This is a genomic window from Clostridium pascui, assembly GCF_016908015.1.
Classification (GTDB): Bacteria; Bacillota; Clostridia; order Clostridiales; family Clostridiaceae; genus Clostridium_AK; species Clostridium_AK pascui.
This window is the reverse complement of record NZ_JAFBDB010000002.1, coordinates 711021-730746: the sequence shown is the minus strand read 5'-3', so window position 1 is coordinate 730746 and position 19726 is coordinate 711021. Positions and strand designations below refer to the sequence as shown.

At 31.0% G+C, this 19726-nt stretch carries 18 protein-coding genes, 1 other RNA gene and 1 other annotated feature; of the genes, 5 read left to right on the top strand and 14 right to left on the bottom strand.

Annotated features, from left to right (window positions below; all coding sequences use genetic code 11):
• Positions 1 to 89 precede the first annotated feature (89 nt).
• From trpA to JOC70_RS08535, 9 genes are all read right to left on the bottom strand, one after another.
• Entirely contained in the window at positions 90 to 875 is a 786-nt protein-coding gene (gene trpA, locus JOC70_RS08575) for a tryptophan synthase subunit alpha (protein WP_204598446.1), read from the bottom strand.
• Positions 872 to 2047, bottom strand: a complete 1176-nt coding sequence (trpB, locus tag JOC70_RS08570) for a tryptophan synthase subunit beta (protein WP_204598445.1) — start codon at positions 2045 to 2047, stop codon at positions 872 to 874. Before trpB ends, trpA begins: the two co-directional genes overlap by 4 nt.
• Complete coding sequence (locus tag JOC70_RS08565) at positions 2044 to 2655, bottom strand: phosphoribosylanthranilate isomerase (RefSeq protein ID WP_204598444.1); 612 nt, start codon at positions 2653 to 2655, stop codon at positions 2044 to 2046. The genes trpB and JOC70_RS08565 overlap by 4 nt, the downstream gene beginning before the upstream one ends.
• Positions 2655 to 3431 carry an indole-3-glycerol phosphate synthase TrpC gene (gene trpC, locus JOC70_RS08560; RefSeq protein WP_204598443.1) on the bottom strand — a complete coding sequence of 259 codons (777 nt, stop codon included), beginning with the start codon at positions 3429 to 3431 and terminating at the stop codon, positions 2655 to 2657. Before trpC ends, JOC70_RS08565 begins: the two co-directional genes overlap by 1 nt.
• Complete coding sequence (gene trpD / locus JOC70_RS08555) at positions 3428 to 4447, bottom strand: anthranilate phosphoribosyltransferase (protein ID WP_204598442.1); 1020 nt, start codon at positions 4445 to 4447, stop codon at positions 3428 to 3430. Before trpD ends, trpC begins: the two co-directional genes overlap by 4 nt.
• A 19-nt stretch (positions 4448 to 4466) precedes the next feature.
• Positions 4467 to 5063: an anthranilate synthase component II gene (locus JOC70_RS08550; RefSeq protein WP_204598441.1), complete on the bottom strand. Its 597-nt coding sequence runs from the start codon at positions 5061 to 5063 to the stop codon at positions 4467 to 4469.
• Entirely contained in the window at positions 5064 to 6491 is a 1428-nt protein-coding gene (gene trpE / locus JOC70_RS08545) for an anthranilate synthase component I (protein ID WP_204598440.1), read from the bottom strand.
• A 127-nt stretch (positions 6492 to 6618) separates the two neighbouring features.
• Positions 6619 to 6872, bottom strand: a binding site (T-box leader).
• 148 nt (positions 6873 to 7020) lie between these two features.
• Positions 7021 to 8193, bottom strand: coding sequence for a SpoIIE family protein phosphatase (locus JOC70_RS08540; protein WP_204598439.1), 1173 nt, complete (start codon positions 8191 to 8193; stop codon positions 7021 to 7023).
• Positions 8190 to 9911 (bottom strand): [Fe-Fe] hydrogenase large subunit C-terminal domain-containing protein, encoded by a 1722-nt coding sequence (locus JOC70_RS08535; RefSeq protein WP_204598438.1) that lies wholly within the window; start codon positions 9909 to 9911, stop codon positions 8190 to 8192. Before JOC70_RS08535 ends, JOC70_RS08540 begins: the two co-directional genes overlap by 4 nt.
• Positions 9912 to 10110: 199 nt before the next feature.
• Between JOC70_RS08535 and JOC70_RS08530 the strand changes: the two genes are divergently transcribed.
• The 3 genes from JOC70_RS08530 to sdaAA all read left to right on the top strand — a co-directional run bounded on the left by JOC70_RS08530 (position 10111) and on the right by sdaAA (position 14900).
• Entirely contained in the window at positions 10111 to 11409 is a 1299-nt protein-coding gene (locus tag JOC70_RS08530; protein ID WP_204598437.1) for a hemolysin family protein, read from the top strand.
• Positions 11410 to 11530: 121 nt separating this feature from the next.
• Complete coding sequence (locus tag JOC70_RS08525; protein WP_204598436.1) at positions 11531 to 13711, top strand: cell wall-binding repeat-containing protein; 2181 nt, start codon at positions 11531 to 11533, stop codon at positions 13709 to 13711.
• Between the two features lie 316 nt (positions 13712 to 14027).
• Complete coding sequence (gene sdaAA / locus JOC70_RS08520) at positions 14028 to 14900, top strand: L-serine ammonia-lyase, iron-sulfur-dependent, subunit alpha (protein WP_204598435.1); 873 nt, start codon at positions 14028 to 14030, stop codon at positions 14898 to 14900.
• 3 nt (positions 14901 to 14903) lie between these two features.
• Here sdaAA and JOC70_RS08515 read toward each other — a convergent pair whose 3' ends face one another.
• The gene (locus tag JOC70_RS08515) at positions 14904 to 15869 is read right to left on the bottom strand and encodes an aromatic acid exporter family protein (RefSeq protein ID WP_204598434.1); all 966 of its coding nucleotides are present in this window, start codon (positions 15867 to 15869) and stop codon (positions 14904 to 14906) included.
• A 164-nt stretch (positions 15870 to 16033) separates the two neighbouring features.
• On the opposite strand from JOC70_RS08515, the gene mscL reads away from it, so the two are divergent.
• Positions 16034 to 16456: a large-conductance mechanosensitive channel protein MscL gene (mscL, locus tag JOC70_RS08510; protein ID WP_204598433.1), complete on the top strand. Its 423-nt coding sequence runs from the start codon at positions 16034 to 16036 to the stop codon at positions 16454 to 16456.
• Positions 16457 to 16642: 186 nt separating this feature from the next.
• Entirely contained in the window at positions 16643 to 16789 is a 147-nt protein-coding gene (locus JOC70_RS08505) for a polynucleotide phosphorylase (protein WP_204598432.1), read from the top strand.
• Between the two features lie 94 nt (positions 16790 to 16883).
• Here the strand turns inward: JOC70_RS08505 and rnpB are convergent.
• The 4 genes from rnpB to JOC70_RS08485 form a co-directional block, all read right to left on the bottom strand.
• An RNA gene (gene rnpB / locus JOC70_RS08500) (RNase P RNA component class A) lies at positions 16884 to 17226 on the bottom strand.
• Positions 17227 to 17339: 113 nt separating this feature from the next.
• The gene (locus JOC70_RS08495) at positions 17340 to 18065 is read right to left on the bottom strand and encodes a zinc ribbon domain-containing protein (protein ID WP_204598431.1); all 726 of its coding nucleotides are present in this window, start codon (positions 18063 to 18065) and stop codon (positions 17340 to 17342) included.
• Between the two features lie 125 nt (positions 18066 to 18190).
• Positions 18191 to 19000 carry a Nif3-like dinuclear metal center hexameric protein gene (locus JOC70_RS08490; protein WP_204598430.1) on the bottom strand — a complete coding sequence of 270 codons (810 nt, stop codon included), beginning with the start codon at positions 18998 to 19000 and terminating at the stop codon, positions 18191 to 18193.
• Positions 19000 to 19707, bottom strand: coding sequence for a tRNA (adenine(22)-N(1))-methyltransferase (locus JOC70_RS08485; protein ID WP_204598429.1), 708 nt, complete (start codon positions 19705 to 19707; stop codon positions 19000 to 19002). Before JOC70_RS08485 ends, JOC70_RS08490 begins: the two co-directional genes overlap by 1 nt.
• Between the last annotated feature and the right edge of the window lie 19 nt (positions 19708 to 19726).

Sequence of the window (19726 nt, the reverse complement as noted above, 5' to 3'; positions counted from 1 at the left end):
ACTTTCCAGATTAGTTGGCATTCAGCTTTTTTCTATATTGTATAACTTAGCATACTACAATAGAAATATTAAGATTACTCATTCCCACTTTAATATGCCGCTTCTTTTAGTTTTTTTACAAACTTAGCTGCAATTTCTACTTCTTTACCTTTATTTTCAGCAATGAGTTTTACTAAGGCACTACCTACTATAACTCCATCACAATGCTCTTTATATTTTTTAACCATGGAAGCATCAGATATACCAAATCCCAAGGCTACAGGAATATCACTAAATGTTTTTACTGTTTCCATATATTCTTTTAAATCAGTATTTATGTCATTTCTCACTCCTGTTACTCCATTTACAGAGACACAGTATACAAATCCTCTTCCACTTTCTATTATAGCTCCTATTCTCTCCTTAGAGGTTGGCGCTACCATTGGTATTAGGTGAATATTGTGTTCTAGTGCATTATTGCTTATTTCTCCTCTTTCCTCTAAAGGTAAATCTGGTATTATTAAACCATCTATCCCTACCTCACTACATTGAGATAAAAATTTTTCTATACCATATTTGAATATGCAATTATAATATACAAGGTATAGCAGCGGAACCTGTGAACTTAACCTTATTTTCTTTACTGTATCCATTATATTTTGTATATTTGACCCTAGTGATAAGGATCTTTGGGAAGATGCCTGAATAACTTCGCCATCTGCTATTGGATCTGAATAAGGGATTCCTAATTCTATTATGTCTGATCCTGACTTTTCCATTGCCAAAACCAATCTAACTGTATTGTCTAAATCAGGATCCCCTGCAGTTATAAAGGTTATTAAAGCCTTTTCATCTTTCTTTTTTAATTCTTGAAATTTATTATCTATTCTATTCATAATGTAACCCCCATTTCCTTTGCCACTGTGTCTATATCCTTATCTCCTCTACCAGAAAGACATACTACTATAATTTTATCTTTATCTAAAGTTTTAGCCAGTTTTATTGCATAAGCTACAGCATGAGAGCTTTCTATAGCAGGTATAATCCCTTCTATTTGAGAAAGTGCTTTAAAAGCATCTAAAGCTTCCTTATCTGTTGCTGGAACATATTGTGCTCTGTTAATATCATTTAAATAAGCATGTTCTGGCCCTACTCCTGGATAATCTAATCCTGCAGAAATAGAATATACAGGCATTATTTGTCCATTATTGTCTTGAAGCACATAAGTTTTCATACCATGAATAACACCTATAGAACCTTTTGTAATAGTAGCTGCATGCATATCTGTATTAACGCCTAATCCTGCTGCTTCTACACCTATAAATTTTACATTCTTATCTTCAATGAAAGGATAGAACATACCCATAGAATTACTTCCGCCCCCTACACAAGCTATTACGTAATCTGGTAATCTACTTTCCTTTTGCAATATTTGTGTTCTTGTTTCGTCGCCTATAACTCTTTGAAAATCCCTTACCATAGTTGGATAAGGATGTGGTCCCATTGTTGAACCTATAACGTAGAAAGTATTTTCAATATTTGCTACCCAATCTCTCATAGCTGCATTTACTGCATCTTTAAGAGTTCCAGTACCGCTAGTTACTGAATTAACTTTAGAACCAAGTATCTTCATTTTAAACACATTAAGTGCTTGTCTTGTTATATCCTCTTCTCCCATGAAAATCTCACATTCTAGTCCAAACATAGCCGCAATAGTTGCTGTAGCTACTCCATGTTGACCTGCTCCTGTTTCTGCTATTATTCGCTTTTTTCCCATTCTCTTTGCTAATAATACTTGCCCTAAAACATTATTTATTTTATGAGCTCCTGTATGATTTAAATCTTCTCTTTTCAAGTAAATTTTTGCTCCACCACAGGTCTTGCTTAAATTTTCTGCATAGTAAAGGGGTGTTTCTCTTCCACTATACTCTTTTAAATAATACCTATACTCTTGCATAAACTTTTCATCTGCTATAGCTTTATTATATTCCTCTTCTAATTCTAATAAAGCTTTCATTACTGTTTCAGGAACATACTGTCCACCAAATATTCCGAATCTTCCTTTCATACTGTTTCCCTCACTTTTTCTATAAATTCTTTTATTTTATCAAAATCCTTGAAGCCATCTACTTCAATGCCGCTAGATACATCTACTATATTAGGGTTTACTTTGCTTATTCCTTCCTTAACATTATCGCTATTAAGTCCGCCAGCTAAAATAAGCTTTTTGTTTATTTTAAAATTTGAAATTATATCCCAGTTAAAACTCTCTCCAGTGCCACCTATTCTTCCTAATACTTTTGAGTCCAATAATATTCCATCTACTTTATATTTATTGATTTCTTTTAAGTCCTCCTTACTAGTTACACCTAAAGCCTTCCAAACTTCAAATGATTTAAAGCAACTCATATATTCATTATCTTCTTTACCATGAAACTGCAGTACATCAAGTTTTAAAGTAGAGGCTATCTTTTCTACTTCTGAAAGCTTTTTATCTACAAATACTCCAACTGCTTTAATATTTTTATCTAGTTTTTTAACCAAATTTATTCCCTGTTCTAAGGTAATTTCTCTAGAACTTTTAGCAAAGACAAAGCCAACATAATCTGGTTTTAATTCATTAACATATTTTATATCTTCTTCTCTCTTTAAACCACATACCTTTATCTCAATCATTACTCTGTTGCCCTTTCTAAAAACTGCTCTACCCTTTCTATATCTTCAATATTTCTCATAAAAGTTTCACCTATAAGTACTGCTGATACTCCTAAACTTTTTAAATATCTTATATCTTCTGGGGTTTTTATAGAGCTTTCAGAAACTACAACTTTGTGCTTAGGGATATACTTTATAAGCTTTTCTGTAGTTGTTAAATCTTCTTTGAAAGTTTTTAAATCTCTATTATTAATTCCTATTATTTCCCCTCCGCTTTTTAATGCTTCTTCTACTTCTTCTTCATTGTGGACTTCAATTAAAACATGAAGTCCAATGGAAGTAGCCAAATCATAATAATCCTTTAGTTTCCCAGGCAATAGTGCTGCAATTAATAAAATGGCATCGGCACCAATAGCCTTTGCTTGATATATTTGATAAGCATCTATTATAAAATCTTTCCTTAATACTGGTTTAGAATTAACAGCTTTAGTAATCCCGATAAAACTGTCCTTACCTTTAAAAAATTGCTGCTCTGTTAATACAGATATAGCATCAACTTTTATTTTTTCATAAACCTTTGCAATAGCTTCTACATCAAAATCCTCTTTTATAATTCCCTTTGAAGGTGAAGCTTTTTTTATCTCTGCTATAACAGATATCTCCTCACCTTGTAAGGCTTCTTTAAAATTTTTTATTATTTTTCCTTGAGATAATTCTATCCATTTTTCTATAGAAGTTTCTTTTTTTTCTTTTTCAAGCTGCAGCTTTTTATTTTCTACTATTTTATCTAATATCATGATGCCAGCTCCTTACTACACTTCACAAGTTCTTGTAATTTTTCTAGTGCCTTTCCGCTATCTATTAAATCAGCTGCCATCTTTAATCCTTCTTCAAAAGAATCAGTAGCTTTTCCAACGTATAAAGCCGCAGCAGAGTTCAATAAAACTACATTTCTCTTACACCCTTTACCACCTTGGAATATTTCTTTTATTATTTCTGCATTTTCCTTAGCATCACCTCCTGCTAGTTCTTGTATATTACAAAGCTTCATCCCATAGTCTTCAGGATTTATAATGTAATCTATTACTTTACCATTTTTCAATTCACTGACAGTAGTAGTAGTGGTTAATGTAATTTCATCTAATCCATCATTACCATTAAGAACCATAGCTCTTTCTCTTCCTAGTTTTGACAAAACCTCTGCTATAGGATGAGTTAAACTCTTATCAAAAACTCCCATTACTTGAGATTTAATATTTCCTGGATTACAGATAGGACCAAGTACATTAAATATGGTTCTTGTTTCTAGTTCCTTTCTTATTGGTGCTGCATTTTTCATGGCTACATGATATTTTTGAGCAAAGAGAAAAGTCATACCCGTTTTCTCCAAACATTGTTTTGATCTTTCAAAATCAAGATTTATATTAAACCCTAATTCTGTTAATACATCTGCACTACCACTTTTACTGGATACTGCTCTATTACCATGTTTTATTACTTTAATTCCACCAGCTGCTGCAACTATCGCCACCGCTGTAGATATATTGAAGGTTCTTCCTCCATCTCCTCCAGTACCACAGGTATCTATTGTATTTTGTAGTTCAGTATTAAAAGCTATAGCATTTTTCTTCATAGCCTTTGCACAGCCAGTAATTTCTTCTATAGTTTCGCCTTTCATTCTTAACCCTACTAAAAAAGCTGAAATTTGAGAAGGAGTAGCTGTTCCTGTCATAATGTCATTCATTGCTTCTTCTGCTTCCATTATTGAAAGATTTTCTTTAGATATAATTTTTTTTATACTTTCCTTTAACATTTATGCCCCTCCTATATTTCTAATTCTGTTCATAACAATCATCAATTGCTAATACATTCATAACAAAATTTTTCAACATCTCAGAGCCGTATTCTGTAAAAATAGACTCTGGATGAAATTGCAGTCCATATATTGGATACTTCTTATGCTTAAGTCCCATTATAACTCCGTCTTCTGTTTCAGCTGTAACTTCTAATTCCTCTGGTAATGAAGCTTTTTCCACAATCAAAGAATGGTATCTCATCACCTTAAAATTTTCTTTTAATCCCTTGAAAAGCCCCTGTCCATTATTTTTTATAAAAGATGTCTTACCATGCATTATTTTATCTGCTCTCAATACTTTACCATTAAAAGCGTAGCCTATAGCTTGATGTCCCAAGCATATTCCAAGGATAGGGATAGTTTTACCATATTCCTTAATCACCTCTGCAGATATTCCTGCCTTTTCTGGAGTTCCTGGCCCTGGAGAAATAATTATTCCTTTTAAATCTAAATTTTTTATATCTTCAACCTTTATTGCATCATTTCTTGTTACTTTAATATTGGGATATATTTCTCCAATCATTTGATATAAGTTAAAAGTAAATGAATCATAATTATCTATTAATAAAAGCATTTAAATCACCTCTCTTAAAGCTCTTGCCTTATTTAAAGTTTCTTTATATTCCATTTCTGGAACAGAATCATATACTATTCCTGCTCCAGCCTGTACATAAGCATAATTATCTTTAATGATTAAAGTCCTTATTGCTATGCACACATCCATGTTTCCATCATAGGAGAAATAACCCAATGAACCAGAATATAGTCCCCTCTTTACCTTTTCTAATTCATCTATTATCTCCATAGCTCTTATTTTAGGAGCTCCTGAAACTGTACCTGCTGGCAAACAAGCTGTTAAAGCATCAAAACAATCTAAACCCTCTTTAAGTTTTCCTGATACCGTTGAAACTATATGCATTACATGGGAATAGTAATCTACTTCCATAAATCTATTAACTTTTACAGAACCAAATTCACTTATTTTGCCAACATCATTTCTTCCTAAATCTACTAACATTACATGCTCAGCCACTTCTTTTTCATCTTTTAATAGTTCTTCTTTTAAAGTCGTATCTTCCTCATTAGTTTTTCCTCTTGGTCTTGTTCCTGCAATAGGATTAGTTGTGACAACACCTTCTTGAACACTTACTAAGCTTTCTGGTGAAGAACCAACTACTTGAAATCCATCAAACTCAATATAAAAAAGATATGGAGATGGGTTAGCACTTCTAAGTCTTCTATATATTTCAAAAGGATTATCATTAGTTTTCACAGAGAGTCTCTGAGAAAGTACAACTTGAAAAATATCTCCTTTTCTAATGTATTCCTTAGCCTTTTCTACCATTGCACAGTATTCTTTTTCAGTTAAATTTGAAGAAAATTCTTTATTTTCCGATGCTGGCAATGGAAATTTACCTTCAAAATTCTCTATAGCTTTACTTAATGTATTAAGTTTTATATATATTTCATCATAATCTATATCTTCTTTTTGAACATTATAGATATAATAAATCTTGTGTCTATAATGGTCATAACATATAACGATTTTATAAAAAGTTAAGGCAGCTTCAGGAATATCTATTTCTTTGACATTATTATCCGGAATCCTTTCATATTGTCTTATAACGTCATAGCCTACATACCCTATAGCTCCTCCACTAAAAGGAATTTTAGAACCTAAAGGATTATACTTCACCTTCAATAACTTCTTTAAAACCTCTAATACTTTACCCTTTTTATTCTCTATCTCATCTTTATCATTTCTTATTGTTATATTATCTTTATTGCTTGTAATAGTCATATAAGGTTCTGCCCCAATAAAAGAATATCTTCCACCTTGTTTATCACTAAATACACTTTCTAATAAACACCGATTACTGCTTTTAAGACTATAAAAAATGTTTATCGGTGTTACTTCATCACCATTAGCTTCTAAAACAACTGGGAAAACCGCTCCTTCCTTTTTTAAATTTTTAAACTGTTCTTTAGTAATGTTAATCATAATGCCCCCTCCTTTATAAACAAAAAAAGCCACTTCGTCCAAATAATGGGACGAAGTGGCCGTGGTACCACCCATGTTAATTTCACATTACAGTAGCACATTTATAAAATAAAAAACACTTCATCCCTGCTAGGACGAAGTGTTACACTCGTTATGCCACCTAAATATAAAATCATCTTTATCAGATACAGATTTTCTCGATATCCTATCCTTTTAACGGTGGATTCCCGGATAATGCTACTATAGGTAATTACAACTTAAACCTAATTGGCATTTCATCTCACAGACCCATTCAATATAGACTACAGTACCTGGCTTGCACCACCCCAGATTCGCTAAAACTAAACTTCCATATCTACTCTTTCTGATCATTGACTGTAATCCAATTCTAAATCACAGTTAATATAATGTCAATAGGTTTTTAATTTTTTTATAATTTATTATCTTAAATATTATAAACATCTTAAACATCATTAATCAATTAATTCAATTATTAAAACATATATCTAATTTAATTATTATTTAGTATTTATATCTCCTTCACTTCTACCTTTTTCCCAAGCTCCACCATTATATCTCTAAGTTCCTTTATCAGTTTTAATTTTATGCTTAGCTCCTTTGGGAAGTCGTCCTTTTTATGGGCAGGATTTGTAGCTTTTCCTATCCATAAAGTTAAATGAGTACATTCATTTATAAGTATTCTTGTAAGCTTTGAAGCCCCATCTTCTCCAATTATCTTCATTCCTTTATTTCCATTATCAAAATTATCTTTATACTTTTTAATATTTTCTATAGCTCTATTTAATGTAACTACTCCTTCAGTTATTAGATCTATTCCTTCCATTTTTCCTGTTGGCGGTACCCCATTATATATTTTTTCTGTGCTTACCTTAATTTTTCTTTTAAGCTCCCTTGCTGCAATATTTCCCGCAGTTCCTCCACATATTATTTTTTTACCTCGAGATTTCATAAATTCTTTTATAAGCTTTGAATCTACTTCTTTATTTAATGGAGGTCCTGTAAATAAATCTACATATTTAGGCATTACCGCTTTAATAGTAACTACTGTGGCATCATCATAGCATCTTCCACTATATAAACTATAGGTTATGTCTATTAAATCTTCTGTTGTGATTTTTGCATCAATTTGACTTGATATGCTTCTTTCTAGATAATCTCTTATATTATCTACGCTCCAATTCATATTCATTGTATTTCCTGGTCCTGCATTTACAACTCCATCACTTAATATGACAAGGGCATCTCCTTCTTTAATATAAAATCTACTTTCTACAATTTTTTTTTCATTTATAACAATTTCTTTTTTAGGCATGTCCATGTGGCTTCCTGCTCTTACAAGTATGAATGATGGGTTTTCATACTCAACTAAATATGTTTCTCCATCTTCGTATATCTGCACTAAAGTAAATGTAGCATATGCTATGTTTCTTTCTTTGCAAATAGGTAGTGTATTTACTACAGTATCCATAGTTTCATATATATCTGCTCCTCCTTTTAACATAGTAGATGTTATCTTTGCCGTAAGTGTTGCTAATATGTTAGCCTTGACTCCGCTTCCTAACCCATCTGCCATAACTACTATAAGCCTGTCCTTAAGTCTTATAACCTCTACTATATCTCCACAAAGTTCTTCATTATACTTGACTAGGCTTTGAAAAGCAACATCTAAGAAAAGGCTCATCTAATTTCACCTTCTTCCCCTTCAACAACCTTCTTAAGCTTTGTAAGTATAAGCTTTGTTTCTGCAGTAGTTTCTCCTAAAAGGCTTGCTATTTCCTGAGCTACCCTCATTTGTTTTTCTATAACTTCTTGAGCTGCATTTAATGTATTCTCTTTAACTTTAACTAAAGCCTGTCTTTTCTTCTCTTCCTCCATAACATTTACCATTATTGCAAGTATCAAGTCTTCCTTTTCTAAATACACTATACTCTCTATAAGTACTGCATTATATTTGAAAAGAACAACTCTTTTAGCTTTTATACTATCCATCGTTTCTTTTACATACATAAAATCTTCATCTTGCATAAGCGCAGATATTGGTTTGTCCTTTATATTTTCATTTTTTACAAGAAAAAGCTGCTCTCCCGCTGGATTTATTTCCTTTATATTTAGTTCACCATCTAATAATATCATTATTGCATTTGAGTTTTTAAATATCATATTAGTAATTTTTTCAGCCTTGCTTCGCATATAATGAAGGCACATAGTAGGTTCTGACATATTTTCATATATAGCAATTGCTTTATCTTTGCAAGTATCATACCCACATACCCCGCAATTTAATTCATCATCTGGACCGAACTTACCCATACTTTTCATTATTGCCTTTAAGTATTCTTCATGTGGATTAATTTTCCCTAAGGATTCATCTTTAAATTCACAGTAAAAATCAATACCATCTTTAAGTACATAATTGCCACTTTGCGTAGTATCTTCTTTGCTCTTAATATAACTTTTAACTCTTGAAAGTCTTTTAAAATATCCATTATTCTCTTTTATACTGCTTGGACCTCCAATGCAACTTCCTGAGCAAGCACTAACTTCTAAAAGCACATTTGTTATTTCCCCTTTAGACAAAGAATTAAAAACTTCCATGCACTCCTCTAACCCTGAAACAGATATTTTCTGAAACCCACTGGTATTATCTATTTCTCCAATAGCATTTAAAATGCCACCTGTGATAGGATACGATCTAGAATCATTTGAAGAAATATTATAAAACTCCTGCTCATCCACATCTTCTAGGTTTATCTTTTCCTCATTCATCCAATTGAAAACTTCTTCATAAGTTAAAACTCCATCTACATTTTCATTTTTATCTTTATCTGATTCCATTTTTTTGGCAGTACAAGGGCCTATAAATACCACAAAGCTATCCTGGCCATAAACATCCTTTAATATCTTTCCTGAGGCTGTCATAGGAGTTACCACAGGTATTATATAAGGTATTAATGTTGGATAGTATTTTTGCACTAAGTAATTCGCTGATGGACAACAGGTAGATATATATATTTCCTTTTTGTTTTCTTTAATATATTTTTTGTATTCCTGCGTCACTCTTTCCGCGCCTAGAGAGGTTTCTGTAGCAACTTCAATTCCAAGCTTTTTTAATGCTCCTATGAACTTTTTATAGTCTGCGTCAATATACCCTGCAAAGGATGGCGCAAGAGATGCGATAATTCTTTTTTTTGAACTTATTGCATTTTTAACTTTATCCAAATCGCTTTCTATATATCTTGCATTTTGTGGACATATAACAAGACAATGAGAACATCCAATGCATCTTTTTTCCACTATTTCAGCTTGTTCATTTTTAAATCTTATAGCTTTAACAGGACATGTTCTTAAACATTTATAACAATTTTTACAGTTAGCCGTAGAAAAATTCATATGAGCCATTTATTATTCCTCCTCATAATCAAAAATGTATAATTATAAATGAAAATTTTTTATATTTTTTGTTTTTTCTTTATATTAATTCCACATACTAATTTTACAATAAATATGCCATGTATTCTATAGGTTGTAAATATTGTAATTTTACCAAATATATGATTTAATATATATACTATTTAATTGGAAAGGACTGTTATATTTAATGAATGATTCCCCCAGTATTTTACCTGATTTGTTGTTTATTTTGATACTTATACTTATAAATGCATTTTTTGCCGCTTCCGAAATGGCAATAGTGTCTATAAATAAAAATAAAATTACTCGTATGGCCGAAGATGAAGATAATTCTAAGGCAAAACTTCTTTTAAAGTTAACTAATGAGCCTAGTAAATTTCTAGCAACTATTCAAGTTGGTATAACTGTAGCAGGATTTTTGGCCAGTGCTTCTGCTGCCACAAAACTTTCTGAACCTTTGACTAAGATTCTTAACAATTTAAATATTCCCGGAAGCTCTAATATTGCCTTAATAATTGTGACAATACTTCTTTCATATATAACACTAGTATTTGGAGAACTTTTACCAAAGAGAATAGCTCTTCAAAATTCAGAAAATATTGCTTTATCTGTGGTGAAGCCCATAGTTTATTTTTCGAAAGTAGCACTTCCCTTTGTTAAAATACTTACCCTTTCTACTAGCGTACTAGGACGATTATTTGGAATTAATAGCGATAATATCGAAGAAGATGTGTCCGTTGAAGAAATAAAAATGATGATAGAAGTTGGTCAGGAAACTGGTGTTATAAATGAAACTGAAAAAGAAATGATAAATGGCATATTTGATTTTGATGATACTTTAGCAAAGGAAATTATGACTCCAAGAACTAATGTATTTGCCGTAGACCTAACTGCACCTACTGAAGATGTTTTAGATAAAATATTAGAAGAAAAATACTCAAGGGTTCCGGTATATGAAGAAGATGTAGATAATATAATAGGCATACTCTACGTTAAGGACTTATTCTTTGGTTTAAGACATAATAAATTCCTAGCTGAAGATTTAACAAAACTTTTAAGACCTGCTTATTTTGTACCTGAAACTAAACCTATAGACGTACTTTTTAAAGAAATGCAAAAGGACAAAACCTATATGACAATACTTATAGATGAATACGGTGGTTTTTCAGGTATTGTTACTATGGAAGATTTACTAGAAGAAATAGTGGGAAATATATTCGATGAATATGATGAAATGCATATGAGTATTACTAAAATTGATCCAAATACATATATGATAGACGGACTTTTATCTATAGATGAAATAAATGAAGTATTTCATTTAAATTTACCTACAGATAATGCAGATACCATAGGAGGATTTGTGGTAAATTTGTTAGGAGCTATGCCTAACGATAATGAAATAGTAGAATATGAAAATATAACATTTAAAATTGAAAAAGCAGAAGATAAGCGAATTAAAACCTTAAAGATTACAATCAGTTAATTTAAATTATTCTTTATATTTACCAACATTAGATGTATAATCTAATATAGGAATAAACTTCCTATTAATCGAAAAATTAGTAGGAAGTAATTTTTTACAAACATAAAGGAGAGATTATATTATGAAAAAAATTAAGGCTTTAGTGGCATCAGCTACCTTAGCAGTAATGCTTAGCGTCACTTGTACAAGCCCAGCTAGTGCTAAAGTACAAAATAGACTCGGTGGAGAAAACCGTTATGCAACTTCTTATGCTATTGCTGAAAAGTTTAATAATGTTGCAAATTCCTTAGACAATGTAGTAATAGCGAGTGGTGAAGGATTTGCTGATGCATTAAACGGAAGTTTACTTGCTAAAAATTTAAACGCCCCTATTCTTCTTATGGGAACGACTGAAAAAGATAATAACTACGCATTTGATTATATTCAAAAATACTTAAAATCTTCAGGTAAGGTGTATATTCTTGGAGGAACTTCAAGTGTAGATGCTGAAATCGAAAACAAAATTAAATCTCTAGGATATAGTACAGAAAGGTTAACTGGCAATAATAGATTTGAAACAAATAGTAATATTGTAAGTAAGCTTTCTGTAAAAAAAGGCACTCCAGTATTTATAGTAAATTCCAATGCTTTTGCCGATGCATTAAGTATATCTAGTATATCGGCTATAAAGGGCTATCCTATTATTATGAGTGCTAAGGATTCTATTTCTGATACTATGAAATCACAACTTAATGTAATAAAACCTTCTAAGGTTTATATAATCGGTGGAGAAAATATGCTTTCTTCTAAAATAACTTCACAGGTACAAGCTATTAATCCTTCTTTAACCGATACTGATATAGTAAGAATTGCAGGTAAAACTAAATATCTTACTAATTTAGCAGTATGTAATGCATTTAACTTAGATACTAATAATGCTGTAATAGCTTCTGGCGAAAACTTTCCTGATGCTTTAGCTGGAAGTGTATTAGCTGCTAAATTAAATGCTCCAATACTTCTTACAGACGGCAAGGACTTCAGTGCCCAAACTCAATATTTAAGTGGTACAACTTATACTTCTCAGTATATCCTTGGAGAAATAGGCTCTATAAGTAACTCCATAGAAGATACTTTAAACCAGCCTCTTCCAAATACAAAAGAGGGTCAGGCATTTTGGAGTAAATTAGCTGAGGCAAAACAAATGCAATCTGTAGAAGCTTCCTCTAATACGACAATAAACTTTTCAGCTTCTGGTTTATCATCAGAAATGCAGGAAGGCTATAATCAGGTTGTATCTATGATTGGCAATAAGATAGATTTTACATCTAATGTTAAAGTTAATTCTCCAACTAAAACTACAGTTAAAGAAGAAGTAAAAACATCAGTAAAATTTGGTGGAATGATGGGTGCTATGCCTGCACAAGAAACTTCAATGTGGCTTGATTATTCAAGTAACAATATGAAAATGCTCTATAAACTTCCTAAGGAAACGATAGCGCCAATATCAGCATCTGATCCAAATATGGCAGTTCTTAAAGATAAAGACTACCTAGTACTTGATTTTAATAAAATGGGACAAATGTCTGATCCTAAAGAAACTACTATAGACTTTGAAAAATTAAATAAAGTCGTTGAAGAGTTTACTCCTCAAATAGAAGCTTTAGCTAAAGAATATACTTTAGGTTACAAACCTAACCTTAACATAATTTCAAAGCTATCAGACGTTACTAAAACACCTGATGGAAGAAATGCAGAGGTTTATAGACTTACACTAAATAATAGCACTTTATCCTCACTTATGAGCTATACAGGAAATAACGCTTTAAACTTTATACAAAAAGATGCTGTTAAGGAATTTATAGTAGCTTATATGAGTGCTATTACTGAAGCTATGCCTAATCCTGAAGGCGAGACTAAGCCAGACTATAAAGTAGAAATAGAAAATTTAATGTCAAATATGCCTTATGTAAGTTTACAATATAGTAATTTTGTAAATAAACTATCTTCATTAGAATTATTAGGCAGCAAAGGTATAGTGATGGATTATTACTTAAATGAAGATGGCCATGTTATGTATGAAACTGGATCTATGGATCTAAAAGTTGACTTAGCTAAATTCGCTGCATTATCTCCACAACCATCAGGTGATTTAAAAGGTGTATTAAACTTAAACGTAAACTTTAACACAAACCTAACTAAAATAAATGAAACTGTAGATATTAACATACCAGCATTGACTAATACAAACTCTATAGACTTTGTAGATTTAATGAATAGTATGTATGCACCTATAGAAGTAAAAGAGGAAACTGAAATAAAGTAGTATATCACAAATTATAATTTTTAATGAAAGTCATCTATTAGATGGCTTTCTATTTTTTTCTTTAAAATGACATTTTTAAAGATATTTCATATTTACCTCCACCATTTTTTGTTTTTAGGATATAATAAAAATGCAAAGTATTTAAATCTGATTAGTCTTTAAATTTTAGTTTAATACTAAATACTGCATAAACTAATAAATTACCTTAGTAGAAGTAATATACATAGTGATTAGTAACTAGAGACTATCAACTATAAAACAAATCGCTTATCATAAATTAAATTATAAAAATTCAATATAAAGGGAGAGTTAAAAAATGTTTGTAAATACTGGCGAAGAATTAGTAAAAATGTGTGATGAAAAAAACATAAACATATGGGAGTATGCTTTAGAAGCAGAAAGCGAAGAAAGTGGACTTTCTCAGGATGTTATATTTGAAAAAATGAGAAAAAACTTTCAGGTCATGATAAACTCATCAAATGAGGCTCTTCATACAGAAGTAATATCTGTAAGCGGCCTTATTGGAGGCGACGCTCATAGACTCTATAAATATTCTCAAGGTGGCTTAAGTCTTACAGGAGAGTTTGTAACTAAAGCTATGGCCCGTGCTCTTTCTTCTTCTGAAATAAATGCTGCCATGGGTAAAATAGTTGCATGTCCTACTGCAGGCTCCTGTGGAATCCTTCCAGCCGCTATAATTTCTGCTGGGGAAAAGCTAAATAAAAGTGAAGATGACATGATAAAAGCTCTATTTACTGCTTCTACAGTAGGAGTAATTATAGCTAAAAATGCCAGCGTATCTGGGGCTGAAGGTGGATGCCAGGCAGAATGCGGATCGGCAGCTGCCATGGCTTCTGCAGCAATAGTTGAAATGATGGGAGGTACTCCTAGCCAGAGTTTACACTCATCTACGATTTGTATTCAAAATATTATGGGACTTGTATGCGATCCAGTTGCAGGACTTGTAGAAGTGCCTTGCGCTCTAAGAAATGCAAATGGTGTAGTAAATGCTTTGACTTCTGCAGACATGGCTATGGCAGGCATTAAAAGTGTTATTCCTTTTGATGAAACCATCGCTGCAATGTATAAAGTCGGAAGACAGCTCCCTATGGAACTTAGAGAAACAGCCTTAGGAGGCATTGCTGATACTCCTACAGGGCAAAGATTAAAAGAGCAGATTTTGAAATAGGAGCTAGATACTAGCTCCCCATTTTCTTTTAAACTTACGTTTTATCTTTAAAAAGTGCTCCATATCATCTAAAAATTCAAATAATGATGCTCTGTTTTCAAATTCCTCACGAGTTGTCGGAAGAGGCATAGCTCTAAATATACTTTTTAATTTATATAAATCCTTTATAAGTTTTTCTGCAGTGTTTTCTTCATATATTGAACGTGCTACTTTTTCTGTAAAATCTGCTATCATAATGGTTTGTTCATAGGTTTCAAAAAACTTTCTAAAACTTTTTATCATTCTTTTTATAACTTCAAACTGCCTTATTCTCATTTCCATATACTTTACATAATAGCTCATGTCTTTAGTAAAATAATTATTCAAGTTATCATAGGCACGTGATCTAGCATTATTTAATTTTTTTTCAAAACTTCTAATGGATTGTTTATTTCTTATATCAGTTTCTTCTCCCCTCATTGCTTCTGCCATTTTCATGAAAATATCTTTCATGGTTTTTTCAATATAAATTTGATCCTTTTTTATTTGGACTTCTATACTTGGCATATAAAGATTTAATATTAGAGCTACCCCAATTCCTATAAACATAAGCCCCAGCTCATTTCTCATCCAATAAATATCTGTAGATTTTTCTACTAGCAAATGAGTTACAAGTACCGAACTTACAACTATTCCGTCCTCAGCTTTTAACTTTACTGTTAAAGGTATAAAAGTTAATATAAAAATCCCAAAGGTTATTTCATTATACCCTAATATATTAAAAGCTAAAAAAGAAATACCTAATGCAAGTATAGATGCAATCACTCTTTTAATAGCAACCTGTAACGACTGTCTTTTAGTTGTTTGTATACTCAAAATAGTAATTATACCTGCAGCTACTGAATACTTTAATCCTATTTCTTTCGCTATAATCATAGCTAAAAATGCACCTACTGCAGTTTTTAATGTTCTATATCCAATAAAATTCATATTTCCTCCTTAATCATCCTACTAAAATATATTATAATAAGATGATTTTTATATAGCAAGGTATTATGTTGTAAATTATGTTAATCAAAATTTGCTTTGACTATGTTTTTAAGTTTAAATATAATATAATCATGCTTAAGCCAAAATTATCAAGGAGTGATTAAATGCTAAAAGAATTTAAAGAATTTGCTATGAAAGGAAATGTAGTAGATTTAGCAGTTGGTGTTATCATAGGTGGCGCCTTTAATAAAATAGTTTCTTCACTAGTAAATGACATAGTAATGCCTGTTATAGGTATATTAACCGGTGGAGTAAACTTTACATCTCTTAAGACAACTTTAAAAGCTGCTGAGGGTAACCACGCTGCTATAACTTTGAATTACGGACAATTTATACAAAACATTGTTGACTTTTTAATAATTGCATTTTCTATTTTTATGGTTGTAAAAACATTAAATAAATTTAGGCGTGAGAAAATTGAAGATGTTAAGCCAGTAGAATCGCCTACTCCTCCAGCTGATATTCAGTTGTTAACAGAAATAAGAGATTTATTAAAAAAAGAGGACATGCCAAATTCACTTGAGTAGAAACATAAAAGCATCAGGCATTAACCTGATGCTTTTTTATATCGAGATTAAGTCGTATGAGCCAAGTTCTGTATTAATATCTCTACCCATCTAACTCTTGTCACTTTTTAATACTTTCAAAAATTCTAACTCATCAATACATATTTATTAAATCTGCTGGAAACAATTAAAGATGAGGTGATAAATATGAATAATAACAATACAAACTCTAACAAAAATCTTGAGTTTGCTGCTTTACAAGAACAACAACAAAAAAGAATTAGAGAAGTAGAAAACCAATTTAACTCTGAATTTGGAACAGACTATTATTTAATGGCTATGAAAAAGGATTAATATTTTTTATCTGCCCCAAAATATATATTATAATTAATACATCATCAAATTTATAAAACACAAAAGCATCAGGCGTTAACCTGATGCTTTTCATGTTGCGACTAAGTCTATAAGCCGAGTTCTGTGTTAAACAGTCATCTATCTAGGCCTATCGTTACCAATAGGCTCAAGCGATACACCCGGAAGCGGGACGGGCAGCCCCATAATGCTTCCCTATTCGATCTTGCTCCAGATGGGGTTTACATAGCCGCATAGTCGCCTATGCGCTGGTGAGCTCTTACCTCGCCTTTCCACCCTTACCTATATAAAATAGGCGGTATATCTCTGTTGCACTTTCCTTCAGGTCACCCTGACTGGGTATTACCCAGCACCCTGCCCTACGGAGCTCGGACTTTCCTCTCCTGTGTTTCCACAGCAGCGACTGTCTGGCTTACTCGCGAATTCTATTATAACACATTGAACATAAAAATCAACCTATTTTTTAGTGGTAATATTATCTATTAGTTAAGAAGTATTATCCATAGCTTGAAAATCTATTTATTTCAATATCTTATTTATTTTCTGGTTTCTTATCAGAAAATAACATTCTCCCACAGTTATCACAAAATGTTATTTCGTTATCTTTATTTATATTATCTATTGTTACTGCTGATACCTCAATTTTGCATCCTTCACATATTCTATCATTTAACTTCACTGCTACTTTTTTATTTCTACTTTTTATTTCATCAAATATATCTAAATATCTCTCAGGTATGCTTCCTCTTATATTAGTAATTTTCTTTTCAATAAGCTTCTTATCTGTGCTAGCCTGATTCATTTTTTTGCTTTCTTTTTCCTTATAGTTATAAAAATCTTCTTTAATATTATCTAACTTATCTCTTAATACTTTTCTTTCCTCTTGTATTTTTTCTTCTCTCTCTAACATATCTATAATCTTATCATCTAACTCTACAAGCATCTTTTTATCATTATTTAGCTTATTGTTAATAATATCAATAAGCTTTAAATTGGATCCTGATTTATTATATAAGTTATAGTTTCCTTCTTCTATTTCCTTTTTTAAATTGTTTATATTGATATTAAGTTCAAGTATTTCTTGCTTTATTTGTTTTAATCCTTCATTTTTATTTATAAGTTCAATTTTCAAATTTTCAAATTCCTTCTTTAACTTTTTCAACTCATATTTATATGAATTATTATTTAAAATTTCATCACATTCACTGATTTTATTATACTCATTCTGTAATTCATAAATATTTTTATTTAAACTCATATCTTAGCCCTCCTTAAATATTAAATGATTGATATATTACTTTATCATGATTTGACTTACAATTTATATAATAAAAAACAAAAATGAATAGATATCCATTCGTTTGAACAGACACCTACTCATTTCTATTTATACTTATAAGGACATATAGTCTTATTTGATGGAATTATTTCTATATTATGTCCCATTAATTTTATTCTGTTTTTTAACCACTTTCCAACTATTTGCATACCTGGCCATTCTGTATGAAAATGACCTGCGTCTATTAGGCAAATCCCCTCTTCAGCCAAATCTGAAGCATAATGATATGTAGTATCCCCTGTGATTATACACTCTGCCCCTAATTCTTTAGCTTTTATCAAAAGGTCATTCCCACTTCCATTTATAACTGCTACTTTCTTTATTAGCTTTTTTTCATCTCCTATATATTTTAAAGATATTATATCCAAAGAATCTTTCACTCTATCGCAAAGTTCATCTAATGTAACTGGCATACTTAACGTAGCCATTCTACCCAATCCCGTAAAATTATCTGTACTATTCTTATTTGGACAAATAATTTCATAGTTTTTAAAGTCCAGTAAACTCATTATTATATCATTTATGCCATCCTTTGTTGCATCTAAATTAGTATGACTTGAATAAAGACTTATATCATTTTTTATAAGACTTATTATTTTCCTTCCTAAGATAGTCTCTGTTGTTATAGATGATGGTCTTTTAAAAAGTAATGGATGATGTGAAATTATAAGATTACAGCCTCTATCACTTGCTTCTTGAATAACATCTAAAGTACAATCTAAAGCTATTAAGATAGAAGTTACTTCCTTTTGTGCATCTCCTACCATAAGACCTACATTATCAAAGTCTTCTTTTAATTTTATTGGAGCAAATTCTTCGATTATATTTGCTATATCTTGTATTTTTAAAGACATTATCTCAACAACTCCTCCAATTTATAAATTTTTTCTTTAACTTCTTTTTTTCTGAGATTTGCTAGTGAAGAGTCTTCTTGTATATATTTAAGTATATTACTATACTTGTTTATCTTATATTGAATAAATTCATCTATTAATGGATGTTTTTTATTAATCAAATCTCGACTTACTTCATAAAAAATATCATTTTCAACAGAGTTTTCAATATTATTTATATCTTTCTCTTTATTTGCATATCTAATTTTTATTATCTCATAAAATATTTTTTCGTCAATACATAATTCTTCTTTTATAACTTCAAATCCATTATCATATATATACTTTCTTAAAACATCAGGATTTTGCACTGGCTGAAGTATTAAGTAATCTAAGGATTTAAATACTTCCATTCCACTTTCAATCAAATCTTTTATTAAGTGTCCTCCCATTCCTGCTATTATAGCCATATTGGCTTCTCCTGGAGTTATAACATCAAATCCAGAACCTAATCTAAGACTTATATTATCTTCTAAGTTTTCTAACTTTATGTTTTCTTTAGCCTTTTCTAATGGTCCTTTATTTATATCACAAGCTATAGCAAAATCACATATTTTATTTTTTATAAGATATATTGGAATATATCCATGATCAGTACCTATATCTGCTATAGTTTTACAGCTGTCTATCATATTACAAATAGTTCTTAGTCTTAAACTTAATTCCATATACACTTTCCTTTCTTCA